Genomic DNA, 26,902 nt, shown 5'->3' with positions numbered 1-26,902 from the left:
ATCGGCTGTTCGGGAAGGAAGGCGATCTCTTACCAGAAGAAGCCGTTGTAGACCTGAACCACACGGCCGTTGCGCGGGTTCACCATCACCACGTCGTTGTTGTAGCGCACCCAGCGGTGGCCGGCGCGGGGTGCGGGCAGCCTGTAGCGCGCATAATCACGCACCCAGTAGCGGTCGCCATAGTAAGCGGGCTCGAAGCGGTAACCGGCCGAGACCGGACGATAGGCGTAGCCACGCGGGCCTACATAGGCCGAGCGCTTGAACGCCTGGCGGTTGCTGCGCCGGTAGTCGCGCCAGTCCTCGCGCAGCTCCTGGCGGGAGTCACGCAGGTCCCGGCGCGCGTCGCGCACGTCGCGGCGATCGCCATAGCGCTGTGCCTCACGCAGATCGCGCTGGTCGCGGCGCACGTCCCGCGAGCTTTCGCGCACCTCGCGGGCGCTCTGGGCAGAGGCCATGGTCGGAACGGCGATCGTGGGCAGTGCGACGCTTGCTGCCAGAGCAATCATAAACACCTTGCGCATCGTCATTCTCCTTATCTTTCGTGTTGCAAAGCCACTGGGGCCTTCTGAATTGAAACTGCCCGCCCGCTCCTGAATGCGTGAGGAACATAGCTTGCAGGGAGCGGTCATAAGTGTCGCGGCACCGTTACAGTTGCCGACGAGGAAAGAACCAAGAGCAAAATCGGCGGCTTATCCCCCGCGAAGCGCATGAAATCTTTCGTTCGGCATCTTGCAGCCGCACCCGCGCGGAGCCATCTTCGGATCAGGACGAGAAAGCATCTCGCACGAAAGGAGCGCATGGCCCGAAAAGCAGCCCGTGCCGGAGATCCGGCGCAATTCCGCCCCGAACACCAACGTCGGGCGCGTGTCGAACTGGATTTCGATGAACCCGTGCTGCTGGGGGCCGTCTTCGGCCAGTTCGACGCCAATCTCGTGCAAATCGAGAACCGGCTGGGCGTCTACATCTCGGCACGCGGCAACAAGATCCAGATCGAAGGCCCGGATGAAGCCGTGGCACGCGCCCGCGACACGCTGAAAGGCATGTATCACCGCCTGGAAATGGGACAGGATCTCGACTCCGGCGTCATCGAATCGCTGATCGCGATGTCTTCCGAACCCACGCTGGAAGGCATCATCACCGGGGACGCAGGCGCGCCCCCCATCATGATCCGCACCCGCCGCAAGACCATCGTTCCGCGCTCCGCGACGCAGATCGATTACATGCGCCAACTGGCGAAATCCGACGTGATCTTCGCGCTGGGCCCTGCAGGCACCGGCAAGACCTACGTGGCGGTGGCGCAGGCCGTCAGCCAGCTCATGACCGGGTCCGTCCAGCGCCTGATCCTCTCGCGTCCGGCGGTCGAAGCCGGGGAGAAGCTGGGCTTCCTGCCGGGCGACATGAAGGACAAGGTCGATCCCTACCTGCGCCCGCTCTACGACGCGCTGTACGATTGCATGCCGCCCGAGCAGGTGGAGCGCAGGCTGGCGAACGGTGAAATCGAGATTGCGCCGATCGCCTTCATGCGAGGGCGCACGCTGGCCGACGCCTTCGTCATCCTCGACGAAGCGCAGAACACCACGCGCGAACAGATGAAGATGTTCCTCACCCGCTTTGGCCAGAACAGCCGGATGGTCGTCTGTGGTGACCCGCGTCAGGTGGACATCCCCGGCGGCGACCGCCACTCAGGCCTCGCCGACGCGGTCTCGCGGCTGGAGGGCGTGGAAGGCATAGCGGTCACCCGCTTCACGGCGGCGGACGTGGTGCGCCACCCCATCGTCGGACGCATCGTCGAGGCTTACGAAGGGCCGACAGAGTAAGATCCCGGCCGCCGGGCCTTCGACACGCTCAGGGTGAGCGGATCGAAGGCCTCCGGGAAACCGGGCGACATCACGCCTTCCCCGCTCATCCTGCGTGTCGAAGGATGATGGCGCGCCCTGCCCAGCGTTACTCCGCCGCCTTCTTCGCCTCGCCCTCCTCCAGCTCCTTGCGCGAAATGCCGAGCAGGGCGGCCAGCTTATCCCTCTCGGCGCTCGTCAGGTCCGCGTACTTGCGCGGCTCCGGGAGACTGGCGGTGGCGGCCTTCACCTTCTCGATAACGGCGGGCATTTCCTTCATCAGCCGGGGCACCAGCCCCTGCATCTTGCTCATGACTTCGGGCGACATCATGACGATGTAGGAATCCGCCGCATAGGCCCTGCCGGTGGGCGTAGCGAAGAAAGCGTTCATCTCCTGCAGCTGCTTCGTGTCGAACCGTCCCGCATATGCGCCGGCCAGACCCTCGCGGATGTCGGGCTCGAATTGGGTCATCAGATCCATCATGTCCGTCATCATGGTGCGGTTGGTAAGTTGCATGCGCTGCTTGAAGGCGGGATCGTAGATGTCCATGATCTGCGCCATGGTGCCGCTGCCCAGCTTGGAGGTATCGACGCCCCCAATCCCCGCAAGGTCCTTGAGCGGCATCTGCATCATCGAATCCATGACGGAATCCATCATCTTGTCCATGGTGCCGTTCATGATCCGCCCGTAAGTGCCGAGCGGGAACACGTAGTCGACCGTCTGCTTCGCAGCAGCAAGGCGCGCCGGATCGTTGGCAGGGGCAGGATCGGCCGCGAGGACAGGCGAAGCGGACGCCAGCAAAGCGGCGCAGGCGGTGAGGACGAAACGCATTTCAGGATTCTCCCATGGGCCGCACGAGCGGGACGCCACGGGGCATATCCCGTTCGCCGCATGGGAAAAACGAAAATGACGGTTGGTCGCGGCCCGTCAGGCAATCACCGGCTACGCGAAGTTCTCAACACGGGCAGCGGGCCGTCAAAGCCCGGCTTGCAGAAGCCACTCGTGGAAGATGCGCACCGGGCGTGATTCCAGCGACTTCGGGCGGCAGACGAACCAGTAGCGGTACGGGCTTTCCACATCGATGTCGTAGAGACGCGCCAGCCGCGGGTCGTGCGCGCGGCGGAAGTGGTCATCGTGCATGATGGCGATGCCCAGCCCCTGCGCGGCAGCTTCCAGGATAATCTGGCCGGAATCGAACCGGTCGACCGACGCGGGATCGAGATCGGGCAGATCGATCGCCTTTTTCCATGCATCGAGGCTGTCCGGCAGGTCCTGGTGAATCAGGAAGGTCTGCCGCGAAAGCTTCGCCTCGTCAGGCACCGGCCCCAGTTCCTCCGCAAGGTCGACGGAGGTGATCGCGTAGACCTTGTTATGGTCAAGCTGGATGCGATAATACTGCGGGTCCGGTTCCTTGGCGAGGATGATAGCCGCGTCGAGCGTGTCCCCGACCCGGTCCTCCAGGTGCGTTCCCGTGTCGATGTCGATGTGCAGGCGCGGGTGCAGCTTGCGCAGTTCGGGCAAGCGCGGGAACAGGCGCTGGCCACCGAACAGCGAAGGAACGCCCAAATGCAGGCGCAGCACCTGCCCGCGATCGATCTGCGCCTCCACCGCTTCGGCGAGATCCTCCAGCTTGGGCGCGATCGCGGTGTAGAACGCCTGTCCCTCTTCCGTCAGCTTCATGGCCTGGTGCTGGCGGGTGAAGAGCCGCTTGCCCGTGAAGTCCTCCAGCGCGGCGACGCGGCGCGACAGCGCTGACGGGCTCAGGGCGAGTTCGTTCGCGGCCGCCTTGGCCGAACCAAGGCGCACGACACGCACAAACGCTTCGAGCGCACGAAGGGGGGGTAATCGGCGTACTGGCAATTGACGTTCTTTTCGCTCACTAATGATGCTGCGGAGAAACGGCGGCGAGGATTACTCCGCCTCTCCCTCCAACTCTTCCACCGGCGGATGCAGGCGCAACCGGGTCACGCGCCGCTCATCGCCGTCCGTCACCTCGATGCGCCAGCCGCTGCCGTGATCCAGAACCGTGCCGACTTCCGGCACCTGCCCAGCCAGCACGAAGGCGAGGCCGCCCAGAGTGTCGACCGATTCCTCCACCTCGGCAAGCCGCGGATCGATCCGCTCGGCCACCTCGTCGAGTTCCGCTCGAGCATCGGCGTCCCACATCCCCTCTTCGATTGCAACCAGCAATTCCTCTGGCGCATCGTCGTGTTCGTCCTCGATGCTGCCGACGATTTCCTCGACGAGATCCTCGATGGTGATGATGCCATCGGTGCCGGTGTATTCGTCTATCACGACCGCGAGGTGCGTACGCTGTGCCCGCATGTCCGCCAGCACGTCAAGCGCGCCGCGCGATTGCGGCACGTAGAGCGGCTGGCGCAGCAGCGCGGTCCAGTCCTCGGGAGCGGGCATGCCGCGCGCCAGCAGCGGGAACACGTCCTTGATGTGGATCATGCCCTTGATCGCGTCCAGCGTCTCGCCATAGACGGGCATGCGGCTGTGCCCATGCTCGGCGAAAGCCTCCACCACTTCCGCCCAGCTGGCCGAGGCCGGGATGGCCACGATCTCGCTGCGCGGAATGGCGACATCGTCCGCATCATGCTCGCTGAAGTGAAGGAGGTTGCGCAGCATCTGCCGCTCGATCGGCGAGAGATCGCCCTTAGCCGCGGATCCCTCCTCGGCATCGCCCTCGTGTTCGTTGATGACTTCCTCAAGCTGGGCGCGCAGGGACTGGTCGCCCTCTGCATGAAAAAGCCGCTTGAAAGCACGCCAAAGCGTGTTTGTACTGTCCCCTTCTCCAGACCCGGAGTCGGCGTGCCGGCCATTGTCGGCCATCGTTCGGTGTTATCCCTGCTGCCTACGTGCGGTCCCCATATGGGTCGGGAATGCCGAGAATCGCAAGGGCTTTCGTTTCGATTGCCTCCATTGCCTCGGCATCGTCATCCGAAATCTCATGGTCATGCCCCGCCAGATGAAGCAGGCCATGAATGATGAGGTGGCTGGCGTGATGCTCCACCGGCACGCCCTTTTCCGTGGCTTCGCGCGCGCAGGTTTCCCCCGCGAGCGCCAGGTCGCCGAGCATCTCGGGCGGTCCGTCCGGCGCCAGCGACAGCAGATCCTCGCGCTGCAGCATGGGGAAGGACAGCACATTGGTCGGCTTGTCCTTCGCCCGCCATTCGCGGTTCAGAACGTGGACTTCGGCGTCGCTGGTGAACAACAGGCTTGCGGTCAGGCGCGGATTGCCCAGTTCCGGCGCAACCTGGCCCAGCGCCTCCAGCGCGGCTTCAGCCAGATCGGCCCAATCGGTCCCTGCCGTGCCCAACCCGTTCCAGGGTTCCTCGATGTCGATGTCAAAGTCCATGCGCCCGCCTTACCGCTGCGGCCGCTGCGGGTCGAGCGCCTTGCGTGCGGCACGGCTGAGTTGCGCCCGACGCCGTGCGTTGGGCGCTGCCCGCCATTGTGCCGGGCGCCCGCTTGCCATACCGGGCCGGCATGAGCAGGATCGATTCCCACCTGGAGGCGGCACTGGCGCGTGTAGAGCGTGCCGGGCAGCGCCGCGTCCTGCGGCCCACCGCGCTGCTGGCCGGCGGCCGTGTGCAGCGGGGCGCGCGCACCATGCTCGACTTCTCCAGCAATGACTATCTCGGCCTTGCGCGGCACCCGCTGCTGGCCGACCGCGCCGCGCATTGGGCGGCGCGGGATGGTTCGGGCTCCGGCGCATCCCGCCTCGTGACTGGCACGAGCGAAGGGCACCTGGCGCTCGAACGGCGCATCGCGGCCTTCAAACACTGCGAGGCCGCACTCCTCTTCGCGAGCGGATGGCAGGCCAACGCCGCCGTCATCCCGGCCCTGCTGGCGGCCCTTCCCGGCGCGGCTGTCTTCACCGATCGCCTGATCCATGCCAGCATGCACGCGGGTGTCGCCATGGCCGGCATCCGCCAGCACCGCTTCCGGCACAACGATCTCGATCACCTCGAAGCCCTGCTTGCGGAGAAAGGAGCCGGGGCGTCGTCACGGCTGATCCTGACAGAGAGCGTCTTCTCGATGGACGGTGATCGTGCCGATGTCGCCCGCCTCGCCGCGATCGCCGAGCGGCACGACGCCGCTCTCTTCATCGACGAGGCGCATGCAACAGGCGTGCTGGGCCCGCAGGGCCGCGGCCTCTCGGCGCTGGTCCCTGGGCGGGTCGACATCGTGATGGGCACCTTCAGCAAGGCGCTGGGCGGCTTCGGCGCCTACGTCGCGGGATCGCAGGTGCTGATCGACTATCTCGTCAATGCGGCAAGCGGCTTCATCTTCACCACTGCGCCCCCGCCGGCCGTGCTGGGGGCCATCGATGCCGCCCTGGACCTGATGCCGGCCATGGACGCGCAGCGCGCGCACCTTGCCGGGCTGGCGGATCGCCTCCGCGCGGGGCTCTCGCGGCTGGGGTATGACCATGGCGCCTCCTCGACCCAGATCGTGCCGGTCATGATCGGCCCCGAAGAGAAGGCCATGGCGCTGTCCACGCGGCTGGAGGAGGCCGGATTCCTGGCAGCGGCGATCCGGCCGCCGACGGTTCCACCCGGAACCAGCCGGCTGCGCCTCGCCTTGCGGGCCGGCCATTCGGTAGAGGACGTGGACGCTCTTCTCGCGGCGATCGAGGCGCATTCGTGAAGCTGCTCTTTGCGCATGGCTGGGGTTTCGATCGGCACTTCTGGGCACCGCTTGCCGCTCTGCTGCCGGAATGGGACCACGCCATCGACGACCGCGGGTACTTCGGCGAGCCGTGCGAACCTCTCCTTGAGGGGCCATGCCTTGCGGTGACGCACTCCTTCGGAACCATGCGCGTTCTGGCCGCGCTCCCGGCGGGATTGGTCGGGATTGTCGCCATCAACGGCTTCGAGCGCTTCACGGCGCTGCCGGGACGCGCGGGTGTCCCGACCCGTGTGCTGGACCGGATGCTGCGGCGCTTCGAGAACGATCCCATAGGCGTGCTGAACGACTTCCACGCCAACTGCGGCAGCGCCCGGCGGTTCACCGAAGGGGACGCGGCCACGCTCGACACGCAAGCGCTCCACGGCGACCTGCTGCGCCTGCGGGACGCCGCACCGCCGCTTCCCGAAGTGCCGGTGCTGCTGCTTCACGGCGGACAGGACCCGCTCCTGCCCCCCGCAGCGCGTGCGGCCGGGTTTGCCGGGGCCGAGCTCAGCCGCATCGAGTATGGGGCAGCCGGCCACCTCCTGCCGCTCCAGTTCCCCCAGCTCTGCGCTACCGCCATACGCGGGATGATCGGGGCGTGAGCCGGCGCGACCAGATCCGCAACGCCTTCGCCGCCGCTCCCGACTACGACGGCAAGGCTCGTGTGCAGCGCGACATCGCGCAAGCCCTGGCAAAGCGGATCGCCGCTCTCGACCTGCCCTCCTGTCCGCGTGTCCTTGAGGTAGGTTGCGGCACCGGCTTCCTCACGGGCGCCCTTGCGGCCGAAGGCATCGGGGGCGAATGGCTGGTCACCGACATCGCTGACGAGATGGTCGCGCGCTGCCGGGCCCGGATGGAGGATGTCGACGGTCGGCGCACGCTGCGCTTCGCGACGCTTGACGGCGAACACGGTACGCCGAAGGGTGGCCCCTTCGACCTCATCTGTTCCAGCCTTGCCGCGCAGTGGTTCGACGATCCCCCGGCCGCGCTGTCCCGCATGACCGGCTGGCTGGCGCCGGGCGGCAACCTCGTGGTGGCGACGCTGGGCAGCGGGAGCTTCCGCGAATGGCGCGCCGCCCATGAAGCGGAAGGCGCCCTGCCCGGAACACCCGCCTTCCTGCCGGTGGAGCGTTTTGCCGCCCTCGATCCGGCAATGCTGATCGTGGAGGAACACCGGGAGCGCCACGCCGACCCGCGCGCCTTTCTGCGCGCGGTGAAGGCCATAGGCGCAGGAACGGCAGCGCCGTCCCACCGGCCGCTCTCGCCCGCGCAACTACGCCGCGTGATGGACCGTTTCGCCCGCAACGGGTGCGAAGTGACGTACGAGGTGGTGACCTGTCATCTGCACCGCGCTAGGTGATGGCGCCATGACTACCCGCCCGATCATCGTCACCGGCACCGACACTGGTATCGGCAAGACCATCTTCGCCGCCGCCCTGACGGGCGCCCTCGGATCGCACTACTGGAAGCCGGTTCAGGCCGGTATCGAGGAGGAAGGCTCCGACGCCGAGCGCGTGGCTCATCTGGCCGGCATCCCGCGCGACCGCGTGCTCCCGGAGGCCTACAGCCTCGCCACGCCCTGCTCCCCGCACCGCGCCGCAGAGATCGACGGGGTTTCCATCGATCCCGCACGCCTTGCGCTTCCGGACGTCGGTGGACCACTTATCGTGGAGGGCGCCGGCGGCGTTCTCGTGCCGATCTCCCGGCAGGAAACCTACGCCGACCAGTTCGCCCGCTGGGGCGCCCGGGTGGTGCTGGTGGCGCGCACGTCGCTGGGCACGATCAACCACAGCCTGCTGTCGATCGAGGCGCTGCGCGCGCGCGGTGTGGCCATCCTCGGTGTCGCGTTCGTAGGGGATGCCATGGAGGACAGCGAGGCGACGATCTGCACGATGGGCGCAGTGCGGCGCCTCGGCCGCTTGCCTCACCTGGATCCGCTCACGCCCGCGACCCTGCGCGATGCCTTTGCCGCCAGCTTCCGCGTGGAGGACTTCGCATGACTACGCCCGGATCCCCGACCTCATCCTCCCCCGTCTGGCATCCCTTCACCCAGCACGGCCTTCGCGAACAGATCCCCCTCGTCACGCACGCAGAGGGAGCGCTTCTCCATACGGCTGAGGGCCGCAGCGTCATCGACGCGATCTCGTCCTGGTGGGTAACCACGCATGGGCATTGCCATCCGCCCATCATGGCGGCCGTCGCCGAGCAGGCGAAGCGCCTTGATCAGCTTATCTTCGCGGGCTGGACGCACGAGCCTGCCGAAACCGTAGCGCGCGAATTGACAGCCATCATGCCGCCCGAACTGACGCGCGTGTTCTTCTCTGACTCCGGCTCAACCGCGGTGGAAGTCGCGCTGAAGATGGCGCTGGGCTACTGGCATGCACGGGGAGAGGCGCGGCACCGGATCGTGGTGATGGAGCATTCCTACCACGGGGACACCATCGGGGCGATGTCCATCGGCGCACGCGGCGTGTTCAACCGCGCCTACGAACCGCTGCTGTTCGATGTGGGCCGCATCCCCTTCCCGGCCGAGGGCGCCGAACAGGACACGCTCGATGCCCTCGACGCGCTCTGCGCAGCCGGCGACGTGGCGGCCCTCATCATCGAGCCTCTCATCCTGGGCGCCGGCGGCATGCTGGTCTACAGCCCAGAGACGCTCCGGGCGATGCACGCGATCTGCGCGAAGCACGGCGTCCTGTTCATCGCCGACGAGGTCATGACCGGCTGGGGCCGCACCGGGACGCTTCTCGCCTGCGAACAGGCGGGCATCGTGCCTGACGTCCTCTGCCTCTCGAAGGGGCTGACCGGGGGCGCGCTGCCGCTGGCGGTGACGATGGCGACGGAGCCCATCTTCGCCGCTCACTGGTCGAGTGACCGCGCCCGGATGTTCTTCCACTCCTCCAGCTACACGGCGAACCCGATCGCCTGTGCGGCGGCTGCGGCCAACCTGCGTATCTGGCGCGAGGAGCCGGTGCGCGACCGGATCGGAAGCCTGGCCTTCGAACAGTCCGCCCGGCTGGACGCGCTCTGCCGCGCAGCGCCGGTCGACAACCCCCGCACGTTGGGCACCATCGCCGCCTTCGACCTGCGCACCGATGGAGAGACCGAGTACATGAACACGCTTGCGCCCGATCTCATGGCCTTTTTCCGGGAGCGCGATGTCCTGCTCCGCCCGCTTGGCAACACAATCTACGTGATGCCTCCCTACTGCATCACGCAGGCGCAACTCGATCAGGTCTGGCAGGCGATAGCGGAAGCTGTAACCACCTTCTGAACGCATCGCCCGATCTAGACGGCGGCGTGGCGGCATACCGGCACGTCGCTTCACGGCCCTTTCTCGAAAATGTGTCCGTGCAGCCGCCTTTTCTTATTGCGAATGCTTCTCACTCCTATTAGCAGCCCCGCTCGCATAGAGTTAACGCTGACGGCTGGGGGCCAGATATGAAGAAGATTGCACTGTTCGCAGGTTGCGCAGGGGCCGTGATAGCCGTTCCGGCTGCGGCACAGGACGCGAATACCGGCAATGGCGACCCGATCGTCGTCACCGGCCGCTATACCCTGCCGAACAAGATCGACACGGCAACCGGCCTTGGCCTTTCGATTCAGGAGACGCCCCAGTCGGTCAGCATCATGACCGCTCAGCGCATCGTCGACCAGAACCTGATCACCATCAAGGACGTGATCCAGAACGCGGTGGGCGTTTCGGTCAACGAGTTCGACGACGTGCGCAACAACTTCTACGCCCGAGGCTTTCAGATCCGCAACACCCAGGTCGACGGGGTTCCGGCCGCATGGACGCTGGCGGGGGGCAACGGCGAGACGAGCATCGACGTATCGATCTACGAGCGCGTCGAGATCGTCCGTGGCGCGACCGGCCTCCTCTCGGGCGCGGGCGATCCGTCCGCCTCGGTCAACCTCGTGCGCAAGCATGCCGACGCCACTGATCTGACCGGCTACGTCAACGCCAGCATCGGCAGCTGGGACACTTGGCGCCTTTCCGCCGACATCGGCGGCGCACTCACCTCGGATGGACGCGTGCGCGCCCGTGTGGTCGGCCGTTACGAGGAAGGCGAGTACTTCATGGACATCCAAGACCGCAAGAAATGGGTCCTGTACGGCGTCGTGGAGGCGGATCTCACCGATTCTACGCTGGTGCGCGCCGGAATCAGCCATCAGGACACCAAGCCCAAAGGCGCAACCTGGGGCGCACTGCCGACCTTCTACACCGACGGCACTCTCACTGACCTGCCGCGCTCGCAGACGACCGCAGCCGATTGGACGTACTGGAACTCGACCAACCAGAACATCTACGCCACCCTCAGCCAGGACATCGGGGAGAGGTGGAATCTGACGGCCAACTACAACCGCCTGCGCAACACCGGCGACACGCAGTTGCTCTACCTCTACGGCGGCGTCGACAAGGCAACCGGGACGATGGACGGGACAAACCCGTACAAGTCAAAGAGCGACAGCGTCCAGAACAGCATCGATGCGCAGCTGAAGGGCCAGGTCGACCTGTTCGGCCGCGAGCACGAGATCGTGCTCGGTGTGCTCCACAGCGTGCTCAAGCGCCACACCGACAATTTCGAGGCGCCCCTCCCCTGGCTCACCGACATCCCGGTGCTCGGCCGGGAGGGCGTCCCCTATCCCGAGCCGGTGTGGGGCACCACGCCGAAGCGCAACGAACAGGAGCGCATCGAACAGACCGGCTACTACGGGGCGGTGCGCCTGAACGTGGCCGATCCCTTCAAGATCATCGTCGGGGGCCGCGTGGCCAGCTGGAATCAGCGCGGTTTCGCGTGGAGCGGGCCGAGCGACTATGGCGACGACAACGTCTTCATCCCCTATCTCGGAGCGCTTTACGACCTTGCGCCCAACCACCGCGTCTATGCCAGCTACACGAAGATCTTCCAGCCGCAGAACTATTACGATCGCGAACAGCGCCTGCTCGACCCACTCGACGGAGACGCGCTGGAGATCGGGCTGAAGAGCAGCTTCTTCAACGAGGCGTTGCAGACTGCGGTGGCGCTGTTCCGCATCGAGCAGGACAACGTGGGTCAGGTGGACGGTCCCGAGATCATCGTCGACGGCCAGCTCTTCCAGCCCTATCGCGCGGCACAAGGCGTCGTCAGCAAGGGCTTCGAAGTGGAAGTCACCGGCCAGCCGATGCCGGGCTGGAACATCAACGCCAGCTACAGCCAGTTCAAGGCCGACGACGAGAACGACGTGGCTGCCAACACCGACCAGCCGCGCAAGCTGCTCAAGATATTCACCACTTACGATTTGACCGGCACCCTTGATGGCCTCACCATCGGCGGCGGCGTGAACTACCGCAGCAAGGCCTACTCGGACGGCACCAACCCGACAACGGGCGCGGCCTTCCGATTCCAGCAGGACGGCTACGCGCTCGTCAGCCTGATGGCGCGCTACAATGTGACCGACTCGCTGCAGATCCAGGGCAACCTCGATAACCTGCTCGACAAGAAGTACTACAGCCAGGCGGGTTCGTTCAGCCAGTACCGCTACGGCGCGCCGCGCAACTTCACGATCGCGGCGAACTACCGCTTCTGAGGGCGCCTGCGGGGGATGGCGGGCGCTGCGCCCGGCGTCCCCCGTCGCTTAAAGGTCCATTACGCTCGGCTTGCTGGACCGTTCGATCATGCCCGTGGTGCGTTCCCCGCCCCAGCTGTAGAAGGCATGGCTCTGCTGCACGATGGGCCAGTCCTTCGGCCAGTCCGGCGGGAGCACGTGCCCACCGCGCGAGCGCACGTTGACGAAAGTTTCCCCGGCGATCGCGATCCGGCGCCCGTCGACCGTCTCCAGCATGCAGGAGACATCCTCACCACCGGTCGCCAGCCGCCGCAGCCACGGAATCACCAGCGGCCTCGCGCCGATGCGCACGCCATTCTCGATGATCCAGCCCTCCGAGTAACTCGGCGGCTCCCCCTCGCGCGGAGGGTAGGAATTGAAGCCGAAGGCGCGGCCGCTGGGGAAGATGGCCGATTGCCAGCAATGCCCCCAGAAGCCAGCGAAGGCCCGGAAGCCGGTCCGCCGGATGCGCAGTCCGTTGCCACGGAACGCACGCTCCTCGCCGTCGATCGCGAGAGTGCCGGTACAGCGGAACAGCTGCTCGTAGCGCGGACTCATGTAATCGCCCTGCCTGCCGCCCAGCGCTTCAGCCGCCTCAGGCAGGATCGTGCCCGGCTCCCAGGGAACAGCGGCCATCTCCATGTCGATGTCGAAGGATACCGCACTCCAGGCGGTTTCCTCGAAGTCAGGATTGTCGAGGATCTCTTGCGTGCTCGTGCGCGCCACCGGGCCGTCGAAGGTCACCTGCCAGCGCCGGAACGGCTCCACGCATTCGAACCGGACGGAGCCGGTGCCGCGAATGGTCGGCTGGCCGTCGGGGCCGTAGGCAGGATGGGTTTGACCGGCGGCCCGCGAAGACCAGAGCCGACCGTCCGCAAAGGCGATATCCAGCCACAGCTCATGCCGATCCCACTGCGCGCCCACCGCTTCAACGCCGACGCGCATGCCGAAGAGGCCGTTCTCCTCCTCGATCCACACGTTCACCGCATCGCGGATACCGTCGTCAGGTTTTTCCGCCACCACGTGTTCGCGGCCAGCCGAAAGGCCGCCGGACAAGTCCTGCGCCATAGCTCTCCCTCCTCTTCTGGAGAGGCGAGGCTGTCATGACGGCAGGCCCGGGTCACGCGCGGAGGCGTGCGCCCGGGCGATCAGTGACGGCTGTCAGGCGTAAGGAGGCTTGTGCAGGCCGCCCGGGCTCAGCGTGAAGATCTCGCAGCCATCCTCGGTGATGCCGATCGAGTGTTCGAACTGCGCCGAGAGCGACTTGTCGCGCGTCACCGCCGTCCAGCCGTCGTTGAGCAGCTTCACGGGCGGCTTGCCGAGATTGATCATCGGTTCGATGGTGAAGAACATGCCCGGCTTGAGGAGCGGCCCGGTTCCGGGGCGCCCGGCGTGGACCACTTCCGGCGCGTCATGGAACAGACGGCCGAGCCCGTGTCCGCAGAATTCACGGACAACGCCATAGCGGTGCGATTCGGCATAAGCCTGAATGGCCGCCCCGATGTCACCCACACGGTTGCCGGGTCTGGCCTGCTCTATGCCGATCATCAGGCATTCGTACGTCACGTCGACCAGGCGGCGCGCCTTAAGGGGCACGTCGCCCACGAGGTACATGCGGCTCGAATCGCCGTGCCATCCGTCCAGCAGCGGGGTCACATCGATGTTGACGATGTCCCCGTCCTTCAGCGTCTTCTCCGAAGGAATGCCGTGACACACGACGTGATTGATCGAGATGCAGCACGAATGTGCGTAGCCGCGGTAGCCGAGCGTGGCAGGGACGGCGCCGCCGGCGAGGGTCATTTCCCGCACCCGGTCGTCGATAGCGGCGGTGGTGACGCCCGGCTGCACCATGGGTGCGATCTCGTCGAGGATCTTCGCGGCGAGCGCGCCCGCGCGGCGCATCCCCTCGAAGCCGTCAGGGCCGTGCAGCTTGATGGTACCGTCGCGCAGGAGGGCTTCCTGGCCGGGCTCTACGATCTGGTATTCGGTCATGCCGCCTTACATAGCGTATCCCGGCCGGAATTGCGAGATCACGGCGCCACCGAAAACGCGCTGCGGAATTGCGGCTTCACCGCGGCCAGCACCGTCCGTGTCACCGGCAAGGTCACCTCGTAGCTGCCCTCCGCGTAGGGCCCCGCCTCGTAGGGCGCGACGAGCAGGCCGATGCGATCGAACGTCCGCCTGTTCGAGGATCCCAGGATCAGCGTCTGCTCGGCCGGGTTGATGCACTCGTCGAACATCGCCCCGCTGTCGCGACGCACCGGCTCGCCCCGGCGCTTTGCGCGTTCCTTGTCGAGGGCATCGCAGAAGGGCTTTTGCACCGCCGAACGCAGCGCTTCGGCGCTGGTGAAAAGATCCTTCGGCTTGCGTGAGATGCCCGCGCTTCGATCCCACAGCAGCGAATCGGACACGGTCATGCCATGGGCTCCGCCCGTATAGCCGTACTGGGTGGAAGAAAGGGAGAGCCAGCCGGGAACATCGGCCACCACCTTCCACTCGATCTCGCGCGCGTGCGGCCGGAAGGGGAAGCCTTCCTTCTCCGCGTCGGCCTTCTCGCTACGGGTGGCGGAGACGAGATCGGCCTTCTCCTCCTCCAGCCTGCGATCGAACAGGACGCGAAGGTCGGGTATGGCGGCCGCCGCGTCCGGGAAGGCGTAGGAGAACGTGTACATCTCGTTCTCCTCCTTCACCGTGCGCCCCTTGGCCGGTGCCGGGGCCGAAGGCGCGGCACTCGCGACCGGCTCGGTTGCAGCCGCCCCGGGGCCCTCTGCCGCAGGGATGGTCGAACCGCCCGGCGGAGAGTCAGCGGGGCCCGGGCCACCGCACGCAGCCACCAGCAGGGCCAGACCTGCGACCCAAGACCTGTCACGCATCAAATTTCCTCTCGCTCTCACCCGCCGGCAAAGGCTAGAGAATCATGCCATGAGCGACAAGAACGCATTGATCCAGCCCGACCGCGGCGAAAAGGCCATCGCCATCCACCTCGTCGACAAGCAGGGGCTGGAGGATTTCCTCAAGGGCCTGAGCGCCGGCCAACGCGCGGCGCTCGAAGCCAGCCGCTTCGACGGCAGCGGCTATGAATTCGCGATCATGCCGGATGGGGATGGCTGGGCCGTGGTTGCCGGAGTCGCAGACGCGAACGCGCTCAGCAGCTGGTGCATGGCCAAGCTCGCGGAGAAGCTTCCGGCGGGCACCTACCGCCGCGTCGGAGGCGAACCGGGACCGGCCGCGTTCGGCTGGATCACCGGGCAGTACAGCTTCGACCGCTACAAGAGCGAACCGGAAGAGGAAGGCCCGCGCATCCTCCTGACCGGTGAACCCGCCCAGATCGATGCGCTCACCGCCGAAGCCGAAGCCGTGATGCTGGTGCGCGACCTCGTCAACACCCCGGCCGAGGACATGGGCCCCGCCCAGCTCGAAGCCGAGGCGGAAAACCTCCACCGTTCCTTCCGCGCCGAAATCCGCGTCACGCGCGGCGACGTTCTGGAGCGCGACTTTCCGATGGTCCACGCCGTCGGGCGCGCGGCCGCACGGTCCCACGCGCCCCGGCTCATCGAGCTCGAATGGGGCGATGCCAGCCATCCGCGCATCGCAATCGTGGGCAAGGGGGTCTGCTTTGATTCGGGCGGTCTGGACATCAAGCCGGGCGCGGGGATGCTCCTGATGAAGAAGGACATGGGCGGTGCCGCTCATGCCCTGGCGCTGGCGCGGCTGATCATGGCCGCGAACCTGCCCGTGCGCCTCCACCTGCTGGTCCCGGCGGTGGAGAACGCCATCGCCGGTAACGCCTTTCGCCCCGGCGACGTCCTGCGCAGCCGCGCCGGGCTTTCAGTGGAGATCGGCAACACCGATGCGGAGGGGCGGCTGATCCTTGCCGATGCCCTCACCCGCGCCGGCGAGGACAAGCCTGAACTGGTGATCGACTTCGCGACGCTCACGGGCGCCGCGCGCGTGGCCGTCGGCCCGGACCTGCCCGCCCTGTTCACGCGCGAGGACGCGACAGCAGAAGCCCTGCTTTCCGCCGGTCGCGCTGTGGACGATCCCTGCTGGCGCCTGCCCCTGTTCGAAGGATATCGGGAATACCTCAAGTCCGACATCGCGGACATCAACAACGCGGGTTCCAGCGGCTTCGCAGGCGCCAGCACGGCAGCGCTGTTCCTCGACCGCTTCGTACCCAAGGACATCGAGTGGGCTCACTTCGACACTTTCGCATGGCGGCCGGCCGCGAAGCCGGGACGGCCCAAGGGGGGCGACGCCCTGGGCCTGCGCGCCGCCTGGCACATGCTCCGGCAGCGCTACGGATGAGGGGGAGCACGGCTGCGGCCGAACTTGCGAAAACCGCGTTCCTCGGCTAGGCGCGCCCCTCTTTGCCCTTGGAGAAGTACCCGCGTTGGCCACTGTGGATTCGTTTGACCGCCCCCTGGTGCCGGAAGGCATGCTCGCCATGACCGGGCCGAGCGTGAGCGCGGATCCCGGCTGCCTTCCCGTCCGGGGCGACCTTGCCCACATCAAGCTGGCGGGCCGCTACTTCGTGCCTCATTACGCCGTGCCCATGGCGCGAACCCTGCGCGCGGGAGCGGTCCTGCGCACGCTTGGCCGGACCGACGCGCAAGAGGTTGCCGCGCCTGCCGCAGGCGAGCGCTTCAACGTCCTCGACATCGCAGGCGACTGGTCGTGGGGCCAGCTCGGCGAAGATGGCCCGGTGGGCTATGTCGCCCTGTCGGACCTCAAAGACATCCCCGCACAGGAGCACGCCGGATGAGCGTCAGCGTCTTCATTGACGGCGCCGCCGGCACCACCGGCCTCGAAATCGCCGAACGCCTGGCGGGCCGGGCCGAGTTCGACCTCGTCATCCTCGACGACGAGCGCCGCAAGGATGACGATGCACGCGCCGAAGCATTGAACGACGCCGATTTCGTCATCCTGTGCCTGCCGGACGATGCCGCGAAAGCCGCCGTCGGCATGATCCGCAACGAGCGGACACGGGTGATCGATGCCTCCTCCGCTCACCGCGTTGCTTCCGGCTGGACGTACGGGTTCCCGGAGATCGTCGGCCGCGACGCCATCGCCGCGGCGCGTTTCGTCAGCAACCCGGGCTGCTATCCCACCGGTTTCATCGGTCTCGTCGCGCCGCTCGTACGCGCCGGACTGCTGCCAGCCGAATGGCCCTATGTCTGCCATGCGGTGTCGGGCTACTCAGGCGGCGGCAAGGCGCTGATCAGCCGCTTCGAAGCCGATCGCGACATTGCGTTTCGTGCCTATGGCCTTGCGCTCGGGCACAAGCATGTGCCGGAAATGAAGGCTCTCGCCGGGCTGGCGCACGATCCGCTCTTCGCCCCTGCTGTGGTGCCTGCGCATCGCGGCATGCTGGTTGAAGTGCCGCTCCATCTTTCGATGATGAGCGGGGCGGGAGCGCCCGACGCCCTGCGCCGCGCTCTGGCCGACTTCTACGCCGGCAGCATGGTCGTGAAGGTCGAGGACGATCGCCCGGACGAACTGCTGCTGCGCGCCTCCATGGAGCCGGTCGACACGCTCACGCTTCGCGTCCTTGGCGCCGCAGACGGCAGCCAGGCTCGCCTTGTCGCGATGCTCGACAATCTCGGCAAAGGCGCCAGCGGTGCGGCCGTCCAGAACCTCAACATCATGGCCGATCTCGACGAGACGGCCGGTCTGCGCCTCTAGGCCTAATCCCGAATACCGCTCGCCTTCCTGTCCCGAGGAACGGGAAGGCAGACGCGCGCGCTGCAGCCGCGGCCCCGCTTCGCTGCCCGCGGCGGGTGCCGGCCCTGCTTGGTTTGACGGCAGAAAAGACCGCTTGCACAATTATAAGGCACTACTTGCCTATTTTCTGGACACAACCTTCCACAAACCCACCGCATCGAATGCGACAGATTGTTCGTGGACCGGGCAAATCGCCCAATTCCGGTCTTTCCGCGGCCTCCCACTCGTCCTATCAGTAGCGCGACCGCATTGGCACGATTCTTGATGGGAATCGCGCGCGAGGCTTCTGGTTCCCGGACCGGTGACCTCTACAAGGAAAGTCCGGGTGCAAGTGCAGGGGTCCAGGCAGGCGTGAAGAAGATCGAAGCCATCATCAAGCCGTTCAAACTCGATGAAGTTAAGGAAGCGCTCCACGAAGTGGGCGTGTCAGGCATCACCGTCACCGAGGCGAAGGGCTTCGGACGCCAGAAGGGCCACACAGAACTTTATCGTGGCGCAGAATACGTCGTCGACTTCCTGCCGAAGGTGAAGCTGGAAGTTGTCGTCCCCGATGCCTTGGCCGAACGCGTCGTCGAAGCGATCGCGGACGCGGCGCAGACCGGCCGCATCGGCGACGGCAAGATTTTCGTCGTTCCCATCGAAACCGCCGTGCGCATCCGCACGGGTGAGCGGGACGACGACGCACTGTAACGCCGGCCACAGCCGATGAGGACGCGCGCTGGCAGGGGTGCCGGCCGCATTCCTGCAACACGATCAACCTAATCCTCTTTCGGGATCGGAAGAGCAACGCTGGAGAACGAAGAAAATGGCTAGTGCAAAGGACGTCCTGAAGAAGATCAAGGACGAGGAGATCGAATGGGTCGATCTTCGCTTCACGGACCCCAAGGGCAAGTGGCAGCACCTGACCATGGTCTCGTCGGTTCTCGGCGAAGATGAGCTGGAAGACGGCCTCATGTTCGACGGTTCGTCGATCGAGGGCTGGAAGGCCATCAACGAATCGGACATGATCCTCAAGCCCGACCTCGACGCCGTCTACACCGATCCGTTCTCGGCCACCCCGATGCTGATCCTGTTCTGCGACGTCGTCGAACCCTCGACCGGCGAACTCTACGCCCGCGACCCGCGTTCGACCGCGAAGCGCGCGGAAGCCTTCGTGAAGTCGGCCGGCTTCGGCGACACCGTCTACGTCGGCCCCGAAGCCGAATTCTTCATGTTCGACGACGTGAAGTTCTACGACGGCTACGACGGCAACGGCTTCAGGATCGACGACATCGAGCTGCCGGGCAACTCCGATAAGTCGTACGACACGGGCAACCTGGGCCACCGCCCGCGCGCCAAGGGCGGCTACTTCCCCGTCGCTCCGGTGGACTCGGCCGTCGACATCCGTGGCGAAATGGTGTCGACCATGCTTGAAATGGGCCTGCCCTGCGACAAGCACCACCACGAAGTCGCCGCGGCCCAGCACGAGCTCGGCCTGACCTTCGGTACGCTCGTGCAGACCGCCGACCGCATGCAGATCTACAAGTATGTCGTGCACATGGTCGCACAGGCATACGGCAAGACCGCAACCTTCATGCCCAAGCCGATCATGAAGGACAACGGTTCGGGCATGCACACGCACATCTCGATCTGGGAAGGCGGCAAGCCGCTCTTCGCGGGTAACGGGTATGCCGGCCTGTCGGACACCTGCCTGTACTTCATCGGCGGCGTCATCAAGCACGCCAAGGCCCTCAACGCCTTCACCAACCCGACCACCAACAGCTACAAGCGCCTAGTGCCGGGCTACGAAGCACCGGTTCTGCTGGCTTACTCGGCCCGCAACCGTTCGGCCTCCTGCCGTATTCCGTACGGCGCCGGCGAGAAGGCGAAGCGCGTGGAATTCCGCTTCCCCGACGCTATGGCCAACCCGTACCTGTGCTACGCCTCGATCCTGATGGCCGGCCTCGACGGCATCAAGAACAAGATCCATCCGGGTGAAGCGATGGACAAGAACCTGTACGACCTGCCGCCGGCCGAACTGGCCGAAGTGCCGACCGTCTGCGGTTCACTGCGTGAAGCTCTGGACAGCCTTCAGGCCGATCACGCCTTCCTCCTTGAAGGCGGCGTGTTCACCGAAGATCAGATCGAAGCGTACCTCGAACTCAAGTGGCCCGAAGTGCTGCGCTGGGAAACCACGCCGTCGGCGGTCGAGTTCGACATGTACTACAGCGCCTGATCCACGGACAGGCGGCGACCTGTTCGCCGAGAGGGGGCATCCGGAGCGATCCGGGCGCCCCTTTCGTTTGGCGTTTTCACTTTCCTACACGATCCCGGCGGGGGTATCTGTTGTTTCCCCCCGTGGCGGCCCTGCGACACGCACGCCGCCTCGTTTCCAAAGCCCGAATACACGTCACGCAGGCCCTCTGCGCGCCATCGCGCGCGTCCGGCTGCAGCGAAAGGAACAGCCATGGATCGCAAACCCATTTTCGACCAGGTCCGCAGCACGCTGGGCCGCGCCTTCTCTCAACCCGAGGTCGACGCTCTCGACGCGGCGATCGACGCCGCCATCGAAGAAGGCACGCCCTCGCCGCGAGCGCTGGGCCCAGCCGGCACGGCGCTGATCAAGACCTGGGAAGGTTGCGAGAAGCGGCTGAAGGACGGCACCTTCGAGGCTTACCCCGACCCCGGCAGCGCGGATGGTCGCCCCTGGACGATCGGCTGGGGCTCGACAGGCCCGGACATCCGGCCTGGCCTGATCTGGACACAGGCGCAATGCGATGCCCGGTTCGAACGCGACATCGCCGCCTACGTGCGCGAGGTGGCGGAGTTCCTGAGCGCCTCCCCCACCAGCGCCAACCAGTTCGACGCGCTCGTCTCGTTTCATTACAACACGGGCGCCATCCGCCGCTCGACACTGGGCGCGCTGCACAAGGCCGGCCGCTTCGCGGAGGCCCGCGCGGAGTTCGGCCGGTGGATTCACAACAACGGCAAACCCATGAAAGGCCTTCAGAACCGCCGCCGGGAAGAAGCGGAACTCTACGGAACAGCCTGACCTTCCCGCAAGCGATCACGCTGCCGGCACAGCGCGATCACGGCCTTGTCAGTGCGGCACCGCGCCGGTTTCCACGCCGGTCTTGTCATGAAGCGCGAAGCGGTCGACGATGTCCGCGCTCGCCCGGTTGTAGCCGATCACGTCCACGCTGCGACCTTCGCGCCGCAGACGATCGACGATGCGGTCCAGCGCGCCGACGCCCGAAATATCCCAGAAATGCGCGCCGGAGACATCGATGCGGACATGGCGGGCGCTGTCCTCCGCCTGAAAGGCGCGGGTGAAACGCTCGACCGAGGCGAAGAAGATCTGCCCGCTCACGCGGTAGATTGCGGTGTCTCCCTCGGCGATGCGCTCGACCGAGAACATGCGTTGTACCTTCCCGGCGAAAAAGATCCCGGAGAGCAGCACGCCCGCGAGGACACCCAGCGACAGATCCCGCGTGGCGACCACGACGGCCACGGTCACGATCATGACGATAGACGAAGTCGGTGGGTGGCGGCGCAAGTTGGCGATAGACGCCCAGCTGAAGGTGCCGATGGAGACCATCACCATCACCGCCACCAGCGCCGGCATCGGCACCCGGCCCACGAAAGGACCGAGCACGGCAAGCAGGAACAGCAGGAACGCGCCCGCTACAAAGGTGGAAAGACGCCCGCGCCCCCCGGAGGTCACGTTGATGACGGACTGGCCGATCATGGCGCAGCCACCCATGCCGCCGAACAGCGCCGAAACGACGTTGGCGCCGCCCTGCCCCATGCACTCACGCTGCTTGTCGCTGTCGGTGTCGGTCATGTCGTCCACGATCTGCGCGGTCAGCAGCGATTCCAGCAGTCCGACCGCAGCCATCGTCAGGGAGTACGGCGCGATGATCCGCAAGGTTTCGAACGTCAGCGGCACCTGCGGAAGCGCCAGGCTCGGCAGGCCTTCCGGCAGCTTGCCCATGTCGCCCACGGTGTTCACCGGCAGTCCCAGGCTCAGGCTGATCGCGGTGAGGAGGACGATGGCGACGAGCGGCGACGGCACGGCCTTGGTAACACGCGGGAAGAGGTAGATCACGGCCAGGCCCCCGGCCACCATGGCGTACGTGTGCCAGCTGACGTCGGTGAGCTGGGGGATCTGGGCCATGAAGATGAGGATGGCCAGAGCGTTAACGAACCCGGTAATGACTGAGCGCGACACGAACTGCATCACGAGGTGGAGCCGCGCCAGCCCCGCCAGGATCTGGAACAGGCCCATGAGGATGGTGGCGGCGAAGAGATACTCGACGCCGTGGTCACGAACGAGCGGCCCGATCAGCACCGCCACTGCGGCGGTGGCGGCGGATATCATGCCGGGGCGCCCGCCGATCAGCGAGATGGTCATCGCGATGGCGACCGAGGCATAGAGACCGACCCGGGGATCGACGCCGGCGATGATCGAAAACCCGATCGCTTCGGGAATCAGGGCCAGGGCAACAACGATGCCGGCCAGAATGTCGGCGCGCGCGGCCGCAGCATCGCTGAACCACTGCCGCCGGTAGCGGGTGAGAGTGTCTGACATAGAATTTTCCGACAAGAAGGCGTGTCGCCGGCATGAACGGCACAGCTGCGTGCTGCGCTGCAGATCATGCCTGTGTTGTCCGGCGGATCGGCGGCCGGAATAGCCACCCGGATTTGCACCGGGATCCTTGCGAATGGCGGCCTCTTAGCGGAAGCTGCGGGACCTGCGCAAGTGGGAGTATCCGCAACGCCCTCTCATCGGCGCGTGGATAAGTCGGCGTACACGATGACCGAGACGGGTGGTTAAGTGACGGACAGCTTATAAGGCGCAAAAGCGATGTCGCGGCAGATTGCGATAAGGTTGGCCCCGTAAGATGGCACGATTACAACCATCGAGACCTCGCCAGCGGCAATGCGCGCTGATTGCTGCTCAATGATCTTAGCATGCTCGCTATGGTACGGCTCGGCGGCTGACGGATGGGGTGGCTCAAACAGGCGCTCAAGTCCGGAATGCTCGTAAGGCGCTTGCGCCGTGACCACCTCGACCATTGAAATGATATTGCCTTGCCTGAAGTCTTCCATGTGAAGAACCTCAACGCCTGCCAGCGTTAGGGTATATTCCCCGCCAGTTGCTTGCCGCAGGAAGACCGTTGCCGTTTCGCTGCCGAGAACAATTCCTGTAAGTTCGCCATCGTGAAAGTCGGAAAATACGTGCGTCATTATCCACTCTAATGTCAGCCGAGATTTGTCCGCAATGGGGCGCGTGCCGACTGGCAGATTTTGTCCGCGAGGGGTGGTTTGCGGACATTCTTGGCGGGAGGCGCTGGCTACAATCCTCCACTCTGGAAAGTGCGCTGCCATCCCTTCGCTTCGCGGACACGGCCCTGATCGAAATTAAACTGAACTTGTGAAACCAAATGATCGGATGAATTCGTAAACTCGACTGTCACGGTCTGCTCTCCGCATCCGTCCGCCGGGCTGTCCATGTAATCCCACCCGAAAAACCTAAATCCATCTGCGTTCATCGCTAGAGCCAATGCTTTTGCTCCGGCGACACCCGCTCCAAGAGGTCTGCCAACGTCGCCTGCACCAAGGCTAAATTGCGCGTTGTCATCGACGATCCGTGACATTTGCGAAGCGCCGTTATCGTTTGTCAGCGTCAGCGCTGCGGCGATAAGCTGAACGGCTCGATGGGCAAGAGCGTCGTGAACTGCTCTTGCAGACGTGATGTCGCCTAAGTCACACGAATGAGCCGGAGCAGCAGCGAGGATTAAGAGCGCGGAGAGCATTGCGGAAGGCTGCCGCAAAAGGAGAATGTCCACAATGGGGCGCTTGAAGTTCATCCGGATTTCGGCGTGAGAGGGTGATTAGCAGTCAGTCCGCTGGCGCGCAGAGACGCGGTGAGAATTAATGTCGGTGGAGGCGGGTTACACGGTGGCCCGCCTCCGGAATGTTAGCAAGCGCCAAAAGCCGCGTGGTATGCGATCTCGCCTGTTGGATCACTGCCCTCAAAAGTAAGTCGCATGAAATATTCTGGTGGCGCGTCCGGATATCGCAGACCGGGATCATTCTCGAACCCAAAGCGACGATAATAGCCGGGATTTCCGAGGAGTACGCACCCTGCTGCACCTTGCGCGCGCAGTTCCTCGAGACCTTGCCGGATCAGGGCACCCCCAATGCCACGGCCCTGCAGGTCTGGCCGGACCGATACCGGCCCCAGCCCGAACCATTTGCGATTTTCGCCGTCGATCGTGACCGGCGAGAATGCCACGTGGCCGATGATCTCATCCCCTTCCGCGGCAACCAGCGAAATCGTTAACGCCCCTGCATCCCGCAAGGCTGCAATGATGGCCGGCTCCGTTTGATTGCTATGTTCCACCAAGGCAAAAGCGTCAGCGGTAACCTGTTTGATCGCATCGCGATCCTGCTCTTGTTCTTGTCGTATCATCATGATCGAACTTCCTTGGCAATTGTCTAGCTGCGCGTGCAGGGAGCGCCGGTCGAAATACGAACGCGGTAGGGCTGCCATGATGTGGACTTGGTCAGCCGCCCGCGTGGCAGCTTGCTGAAAACAGCCAGCGTACAGTCTGACAGGCCATGGCCCTCGCGGGGTAAAGCAGAAGACATCTGCTGTCGGACGCCGTGTCATGGCGAAACCTGATAAGTCCGCCTTGAGCTAAGGGCGGAGTGTCCGAACGAGGCCGTTTGCCGACGGGCAGCTAGTTTTCCGCTTGCAGGCGACGCTCGTGCCGCGACCTACCTCTTGACCACAGCAGGCATCCCGTCCTTGGACCCGGTGACGTTCTCCCGGGAGTCCTGGCCGGCGGCGGCTGCCGCGATCAGGCGGCTATGTTGAGCGGCATCGATCCGTTCCCATCCCGCGCGCCCCAGCTTCTCCATCGGGCGATAACGTACCTTGTACTGCATCCGCGCCGAGCCTTCGACCCAATAGCCCAGATAGACATAGCTGAGGCCCATATCCTCCGCCCGCTGGATGTGGTCGAGGATGATGTAGTTGCCGAGGCCCTGCCGCGCGCTTTGCGGATCGTAGAAGGAGTAGATCATCGAGAGGCCGTCGCACTGCCGGTCAGTCAGGCACGCGCCGACCAGACGTCCGGGCGTGGTGCCGTCGATCGAGGGTTCGCGGTATTCGATGACGTAGGTGGTGACCGGCGTGTGCTCCACCATGTCGGCAAAGTCGACCTCGTCCATGCTGGTCATACCACCTTCCGGGTGACGCACGGCAAGGTAGCGCTGCAACAGATCGAACTGTTCGCTGGTCGACCACGGGCGGCAGACGGTCGTCACCAGATCCGCGTGCTCCTGCAGCGTCCGTTTCTGGGTGCGGGACGGCTGGAATTCATTGGCCACGACGCGGACGGAGACGCAGGCACTGCAGTCGATGCAGGAGGGCCGGTACGCAACCGTCTGGCTGCGCCGGAACCCGATGCGGCCGAGCGCATCGTTCAGCGAATCGGCGTGCGGCCCCTTCAGTTCCGTGAAGACCTTGCGTTCGCTACGCCCCGGCAGATACGGGCACGGCGCCGGGCTCGTCACGAAAAAGCGCGGGAATCGAACGGGTGCCGTCACCGAACTGTGTCATCCTTTAGCTTGGGGCCGGCGCAGTGTCCGTCTCGTCGGGTAAATATGCATCCCCGATCAGCGTCATGCGAGTCCTTTAGCAACAAAAACCGACCATCCGACGCCTGATTCCCACCGCTACGGCCCTATCCGGCGCAGCCGTGCCATTTCGGGGCATCGGAACCCCTGCCGGCATGGGCACGGGTCTTCTGGTCGTACTTACTCCGTCTCGACCAGCTTCACCTCGTAGCCCTCGCGCCGCAAGGCGGAGACGAGCGCTTCGAGTTGCTGCTTGTCCCGAGCCTCGCACTCGATTTCGGTGACCAGGCCCTTGGCAGGCAGGTGCGTGAAGATGCGCTGGTGAAAGACCTCGATGATGTTCACGTTGTGCTCGTGGAACACCTTGGCCACCTTGAACAGGGCACCGGCGCGATCCTGCAGGCCGATGCGCAAGCGGGCGAGGCGGCCGGATCGCGCAAGATCGCGCAGGAGGACATTGGCCAGCAGCCGGGTGTCGATGTTGCCCCCAGACAGCACCATGCCGATCCTGCGGCCGGCGAAGAGTTCGCGGTTGTTGATGACGGCGGCCAGACCGGTAGCGCCAGCGCCTTCGACCAGTGTCTTCTCGATCTGCAGGAGCAGCGCCAGCGCACTTTCGATCTGCGATTCGCTGACGAGCAGGAATTCGTCCAGCAGCGGGCGCAGCACCTTCGAGGTGAACAGGCCGGGCGCGATCACGGCGATGCCTTCCGCCAGCGTATCGCCGCCGATAGGCAAATTCGTGCCCTTGAGCAGGTTATACATCGAGGGATAAAGCTGCGCCTCAACGCCGATCAGCCGGATCGCGGGATTGATGTCCCGCGCGATCGTGCCCATGCCCGAGGCGAGGCCGCCGCCGCCGACCGGCAGGACCAGCGTGTCGAGATCCGGCACGTCCTCCAGCATCTCCAGAGCGACGGTTCCCTGACCGGCGGCGACATGCGGATCGTCGAAAGGATGGATGAAGGTGAGGCCCAGCTCCGTTTCGAGCTTGCGGGCGTGGGCGTAAGCCTCATCGAAGCTCTCGCCTTCCAGCACGACATTCCCGCCCACGCTCTCAGTCTGCATGACCTTCACCGTCGGCGTGGTCTTGGGCATGACGATCGTCACCGGAACGCCCAGGCGCGTGCCGTGGTAGCTCAGGCCCTGTGCGTGGTTGCCCGCCGACGCCGCGATGACGCCACGCGCCTTGCGCTCCTCCGGCAGCTGCATCAGGGCGTTGAGCGCGCCGCGCTCCTTGTAGGCGGCGGTGAACTGCAGGTTCTCAAACTTCAGCCACACCTCTGCGCCCGTGATCGCGCTGAGAGTGGCGCTGTATGCGGTAGGCGTGCGCACGACCTTGCCCGAAATTCGCTCGGCCGCCGCGCGTACGTCGGCTGCGGTCAGCGGGGCGTCGTCGACGGCCGCGGGAGCGATGTTGAGCAGAGTCTGGTCCATAGCTGCGGGC

General features: G+C 65.4%; 28 protein-coding genes and 1 other annotated feature. Of the genes, 13 read left to right on the top strand and 15 right to left on the bottom strand.

The annotated features are described in order from the left end of the window. Positions 1–29 precede the first annotated feature (29 nt). On the bottom strand, positions 30–521 hold the full coding sequence (locus tag QOL62_RS06555; RefSeq protein WP_103730697.1) for an RcnB family protein: 492 nt from the start codon (positions 519–521) through the stop codon (positions 30–32). 276 nt (positions 522–797) lie between these two features. Here QOL62_RS06555 and QOL62_RS06550 point away from each other — a divergent pair, with 276 nt between their 5' ends. Further along, positions 798–1,817, top strand: a complete 1,020-nt coding sequence (locus tag QOL62_RS06550) for a PhoH family protein (protein ID WP_103730698.1) — start codon at positions 798–800, stop codon at positions 1,815–1,817. 127 nt (positions 1,818–1,944) lie between these two features. Here QOL62_RS06550 and QOL62_RS06545 read toward each other — a convergent pair whose 3' ends face one another. The 4 genes from QOL62_RS06545 to ybeY form a co-directional block, all read right to left on the bottom strand. Then, the gene (locus tag QOL62_RS06545) at positions 1,945–2,667 is read right to left on the bottom strand and encodes a DUF2059 domain-containing protein (protein ID WP_283405665.1); all 723 of its coding nucleotides are present in this window, start codon (positions 2,665–2,667) and stop codon (positions 1,945–1,947) included. Between the two features lie 144 nt (positions 2,668–2,811). Continuing rightward, entirely contained in the window at positions 2,812–3,696 is an 885-nt protein-coding gene (locus QOL62_RS06540; RefSeq protein ID WP_283405664.1) for a LysR substrate-binding domain-containing protein, read from the bottom strand. 51 nt (positions 3,697–3,747) lie between these two features. Beyond that, positions 3,748–4,671 carry a hemolysin family protein gene (locus QOL62_RS06535; protein WP_103730701.1) on the bottom strand — a complete coding sequence of 308 codons (924 nt, stop codon included), beginning with the start codon at positions 4,669–4,671 and terminating at the stop codon, positions 3,748–3,750. A 22-nt stretch (positions 4,672–4,693) separates the two neighbouring features. Beyond that, on the bottom strand, positions 4,694–5,197 hold the full coding sequence (ybeY, locus tag QOL62_RS06530; protein WP_283405663.1) for an rRNA maturation RNase YbeY: 504 nt from the start codon (positions 5,195–5,197) through the stop codon (positions 4,694–4,696). A 131-nt stretch (positions 5,198–5,328) separates the two neighbouring features. On the opposite strand from ybeY, the gene bioF reads away from it, so the two are divergent. The 6 genes from bioF to QOL62_RS06500 all read left to right on the top strand — a co-directional run bounded on the left by bioF (position 5,329) and on the right by QOL62_RS06500 (position 12,087). Continuing rightward, entirely contained in the window at positions 5,329–6,492 is a 1,164-nt protein-coding gene (bioF, locus tag QOL62_RS06525; protein ID WP_283405662.1) for an 8-amino-7-oxononanoate synthase, read from the top strand. Next, a complete protein-coding gene (locus tag QOL62_RS06520) occupies positions 6,489–7,118 on the top strand; it encodes an alpha/beta fold hydrolase (protein WP_283405661.1) in 630 nt (209 codons plus the stop codon). Before bioF ends, QOL62_RS06520 begins: the two co-directional genes overlap by 4 nt. Then, positions 7,115–7,876, top strand: coding sequence for a methyltransferase domain-containing protein (locus tag QOL62_RS06515; RefSeq protein ID WP_283405660.1), 762 nt, complete (start codon positions 7,115–7,117; stop codon positions 7,874–7,876). Before QOL62_RS06520 ends, QOL62_RS06515 begins: the two co-directional genes overlap by 4 nt. A gap of 7 nt (positions 7,877–7,883) precedes the next feature. Then, positions 7,884–8,516: a dethiobiotin synthase gene (gene bioD, locus QOL62_RS06510; RefSeq protein WP_283405659.1), complete on the top strand. Its 633-nt coding sequence runs from the start codon at positions 7,884–7,886 to the stop codon at positions 8,514–8,516. Beyond that, a complete protein-coding gene (locus QOL62_RS06505; protein ID WP_283405658.1) occupies positions 8,513–9,790 on the top strand; it encodes an adenosylmethionine--8-amino-7-oxononanoate transaminase in 1,278 nt (425 codons plus the stop codon). The genes bioD and QOL62_RS06505 overlap by 4 nt, the downstream gene beginning before the upstream one ends. 167 nt (positions 9,791–9,957) lie before the next feature. After that, the gene (locus QOL62_RS06500; protein ID WP_283405657.1) at positions 9,958–12,087 is read left to right on the top strand and encodes a TonB-dependent siderophore receptor; all 2,130 of its coding nucleotides are present in this window, start codon (positions 9,958–9,960) and stop codon (positions 12,085–12,087) included. Between the two features lie 48 nt (positions 12,088–12,135). Here the strand turns inward: QOL62_RS06500 and QOL62_RS06495 are convergent, their stop codons facing one another. From QOL62_RS06495 to QOL62_RS06485, 3 genes are all read right to left on the bottom strand, one after another. Beyond that, positions 12,136–13,173, bottom strand: coding sequence for a DUF7064 domain-containing protein (locus QOL62_RS06495; protein WP_283405656.1), 1,038 nt, complete (start codon positions 13,171–13,173; stop codon positions 12,136–12,138). Between the two features lie 93 nt (positions 13,174–13,266). Further along, complete coding sequence (gene map / locus QOL62_RS06490; RefSeq protein WP_103730710.1) at positions 13,267–14,097, bottom strand: type I methionyl aminopeptidase; 831 nt, start codon at positions 14,095–14,097, stop codon at positions 13,267–13,269. 38 nt (positions 14,098–14,135) lie between these two features. Beyond that, positions 14,136–14,978: a DUF4163 domain-containing protein gene (locus QOL62_RS06485; protein WP_283405655.1), complete on the bottom strand. Its 843-nt coding sequence runs from the start codon at positions 14,976–14,978 to the stop codon at positions 14,136–14,138. Positions 14,979–15,027: 49 nt separating this feature from the next. Here QOL62_RS06485 and QOL62_RS06480 point away from each other — a divergent pair, with 49 nt between their 5' ends. From QOL62_RS06480 to QOL62_RS06455, 6 genes are all read left to right on the top strand, one after another. After that, complete coding sequence (locus tag QOL62_RS06480) at positions 15,028–16,410, top strand: leucyl aminopeptidase family protein (protein ID WP_283405654.1); 1,383 nt, start codon at positions 15,028–15,030, stop codon at positions 16,408–16,410. A 94-nt stretch (positions 16,411–16,504) separates the two neighbouring features. Beyond that, positions 16,505–16,867, top strand: a complete 363-nt coding sequence (locus QOL62_RS06475; protein ID WP_346770671.1) for an SH3 domain-containing protein — start codon at positions 16,505–16,507, stop codon at positions 16,865–16,867. Next, on the top strand, positions 16,864–17,787 hold the full coding sequence (argC, locus tag QOL62_RS06470) for an N-acetyl-gamma-glutamyl-phosphate reductase (protein WP_283405653.1): 924 nt from the start codon (positions 16,864–16,866) through the stop codon (positions 17,785–17,787). Before QOL62_RS06475 ends, argC begins: the two co-directional genes overlap by 4 nt. A gap of 390 nt (positions 17,788–18,177) precedes the next feature. Beyond that, entirely contained in the window at positions 18,178–18,516 is a 339-nt protein-coding gene (locus QOL62_RS06465; RefSeq protein ID WP_021233466.1) for a P-II family nitrogen regulator, read from the top strand. Positions 18,517–18,631: 115 nt separating this feature from the next. Beyond that, the gene (gene glnA / locus QOL62_RS06460; RefSeq protein ID WP_283405652.1) at positions 18,632–20,041 is read left to right on the top strand and encodes a type I glutamate--ammonia ligase; all 1,410 of its coding nucleotides are present in this window, start codon (positions 18,632–18,634) and stop codon (positions 20,039–20,041) included. A 231-nt stretch (positions 20,042–20,272) separates the two neighbouring features. Next, complete coding sequence (locus tag QOL62_RS06455; RefSeq protein WP_283405651.1) at positions 20,273–20,857, top strand: lysozyme; 585 nt, start codon at positions 20,273–20,275, stop codon at positions 20,855–20,857. Between the two features lie 48 nt (positions 20,858–20,905). Here the strand turns inward: QOL62_RS06455 and QOL62_RS06450 are convergent, their stop codons facing one another. The 7 genes from QOL62_RS06450 to QOL62_RS06425 form a co-directional block, all read right to left on the bottom strand. Then, a complete protein-coding gene (locus QOL62_RS06450; protein ID WP_283405650.1) occupies positions 20,906–22,396 on the bottom strand; it encodes a SulP family inorganic anion transporter in 1,491 nt (496 codons plus the stop codon). A 73-nt stretch (positions 22,397–22,469) separates the two neighbouring features. Continuing rightward, positions 22,470–22,526: a sequence feature (sul1 is cis-regulatory element that is thought to sense ions involved in sulfur or methionine metabolism; They are found in Alphaproteobacteria), on the bottom strand. A 112-nt stretch (positions 22,527–22,638) separates the two neighbouring features. Then, positions 22,639–23,055, bottom strand: coding sequence for a hypothetical protein (locus QOL62_RS06445; RefSeq protein WP_283405649.1), 417 nt, complete (start codon positions 23,053–23,055; stop codon positions 22,639–22,641). A gap of 107 nt (positions 23,056–23,162) precedes the next feature. Beyond that, positions 23,163–23,678 carry a hypothetical protein gene (locus QOL62_RS06440; protein ID WP_283405648.1) on the bottom strand — a complete coding sequence of 172 codons (516 nt, stop codon included), beginning with the start codon at positions 23,676–23,678 and terminating at the stop codon, positions 23,163–23,165. Between the two features lie 110 nt (positions 23,679–23,788). Beyond that, the gene (locus QOL62_RS06435) at positions 23,789–24,286 is read right to left on the bottom strand and encodes a GNAT family N-acetyltransferase (RefSeq protein WP_283405647.1); all 498 of its coding nucleotides are present in this window, start codon (positions 24,284–24,286) and stop codon (positions 23,789–23,791) included. Between the two features lie 23 nt (positions 24,287–24,309). Continuing rightward, positions 24,310–24,462, bottom strand: a complete 153-nt coding sequence (locus QOL62_RS19840; protein WP_417629198.1) for a YjhX family toxin — start codon at positions 24,460–24,462, stop codon at positions 24,310–24,312. 129 nt (positions 24,463–24,591) lie between these two features. Continuing rightward, complete coding sequence (locus QOL62_RS06430; RefSeq protein WP_283405646.1) at positions 24,592–25,425, bottom strand: arginyltransferase; 834 nt, start codon at positions 25,423–25,425, stop codon at positions 24,592–24,594. Positions 25,426–25,635: 210 nt separating this feature from the next. Beyond that, the gene (locus tag QOL62_RS06425) at positions 25,636–26,892 is read right to left on the bottom strand and encodes a threonine ammonia-lyase (RefSeq protein ID WP_103730720.1); all 1,257 of its coding nucleotides are present in this window, start codon (positions 26,890–26,892) and stop codon (positions 25,636–25,638) included. Positions 26,893–26,902 lie beyond the last annotated feature (10 nt).

Origin of the sequence: Novosphingobium panipatense (assembly GCF_900182875.1) — a bacterium.
Lineage (GTDB): Bacteria > Pseudomonadota > Alphaproteobacteria > Sphingomonadales > Sphingomonadaceae > Novosphingobium > Novosphingobium panipatense.
Note: the sequence above shows the minus strand (reverse complement) of the source record. Positions and strands in the feature narration are given on the sequence as shown.

Bases quoted from the DNA above. Each gene is read 5' to 3' on its own strand.
- QOL62_RS06555 (WP_103730697.1), bottom strand. From the start codon at position 521: ATGCGCAAGGTGTTTATGATTGCTCTGGCAGCAAGCGTCGCACTGCCC.
- QOL62_RS06550 (WP_103730698.1), top strand. From the start codon at position 798: ATGGCCCGAAAAGCAGCCCGTGCCGGAGATCCGGCGCAATTCCGCCCC.
- QOL62_RS06545 (WP_283405665.1), bottom strand. From the start codon at position 2,667: ATGCGTTTCGTCCTCACCGCCTGCGCCGCTTTGCTGGCGTCCGCTTCG.
- QOL62_RS06535 (WP_103730701.1), bottom strand. From the start codon at position 4,671: ATGGCCGACAATGGCCGGCACGCCGACTCCGGGTCTGGAGAAGGGGAC.
- ybeY (WP_283405663.1), bottom strand. From the start codon at position 5,197: ATGGACTTTGACATCGACATCGAGGAACCCTGGAACGGGTTGGGCACG.
- bioF (WP_283405662.1), top strand. From the start codon at position 5,329: ATGAGCAGGATCGATTCCCACCTGGAGGCGGCACTGGCGCGTGTAGAG.
- bioD (WP_283405659.1), top strand. From the start codon at position 7,884: ATGACTACCCGCCCGATCATCGTCACCGGCACCGACACTGGTATCGGC.
- QOL62_RS06505 (WP_283405658.1), top strand. From the start codon at position 8,513: ATGACTACGCCCGGATCCCCGACCTCATCCTCCCCCGTCTGGCATCCC.
- QOL62_RS06500 (WP_283405657.1), top strand. From the start codon at position 9,958: ATGAAGAAGATTGCACTGTTCGCAGGTTGCGCAGGGGCCGTGATAGCC.
- QOL62_RS06495 (WP_283405656.1), bottom strand. From the start codon at position 13,173: ATGGCGCAGGACTTGTCCGGCGGCCTTTCGGCTGGCCGCGAACACGTG.
- map (WP_103730710.1), bottom strand. From the start codon at position 14,097: ATGACCGAATACCAGATCGTAGAGCCCGGCCAGGAAGCCCTCCTGCGC.
- QOL62_RS06485 (WP_283405655.1), bottom strand. From the start codon at position 14,978: ATGCGTGACAGGTCTTGGGTCGCAGGTCTGGCCCTGCTGGTGGCTGCG.
- QOL62_RS06480 (WP_283405654.1), top strand. From the start codon at position 15,028: ATGAGCGACAAGAACGCATTGATCCAGCCCGACCGCGGCGAAAAGGCC.
- argC (WP_283405653.1), top strand. From the start codon at position 16,864: ATGAGCGTCAGCGTCTTCATTGACGGCGCCGCCGGCACCACCGGCCTC.
- glnA (WP_283405652.1), top strand. From the start codon at position 18,632: ATGGCTAGTGCAAAGGACGTCCTGAAGAAGATCAAGGACGAGGAGATC.
- QOL62_RS06455 (WP_283405651.1), top strand. From the start codon at position 20,273: ATGGATCGCAAACCCATTTTCGACCAGGTCCGCAGCACGCTGGGCCGC.
- QOL62_RS06450 (WP_283405650.1), bottom strand. From the start codon at position 22,396: ATGTCAGACACTCTCACCCGCTACCGGCGGCAGTGGTTCAGCGATGCT.
- QOL62_RS06445 (WP_283405649.1), bottom strand. From the start codon at position 23,055: ATGACGCACGTATTTTCCGACTTTCACGATGGCGAACTTACAGGAATT.
- QOL62_RS06440 (WP_283405648.1), bottom strand. From the start codon at position 23,678: ATGAACTTCAAGCGCCCCATTGTGGACATTCTCCTTTTGCGGCAGCCT.
- QOL62_RS06435 (WP_283405647.1), bottom strand. From the start codon at position 24,286: ATGATGATACGACAAGAACAAGAGCAGGATCGCGATGCGATCAAACAG.
- QOL62_RS19840 (WP_417629198.1), bottom strand. From the start codon at position 24,462: ATGTCTTCTGCTTTACCCCGCGAGGGCCATGGCCTGTCAGACTGTACG.
- QOL62_RS06425 (WP_103730720.1), bottom strand. From the start codon at position 26,892: ATGGACCAGACTCTGCTCAACATCGCTCCCGCGGCCGTCGACGACGCC.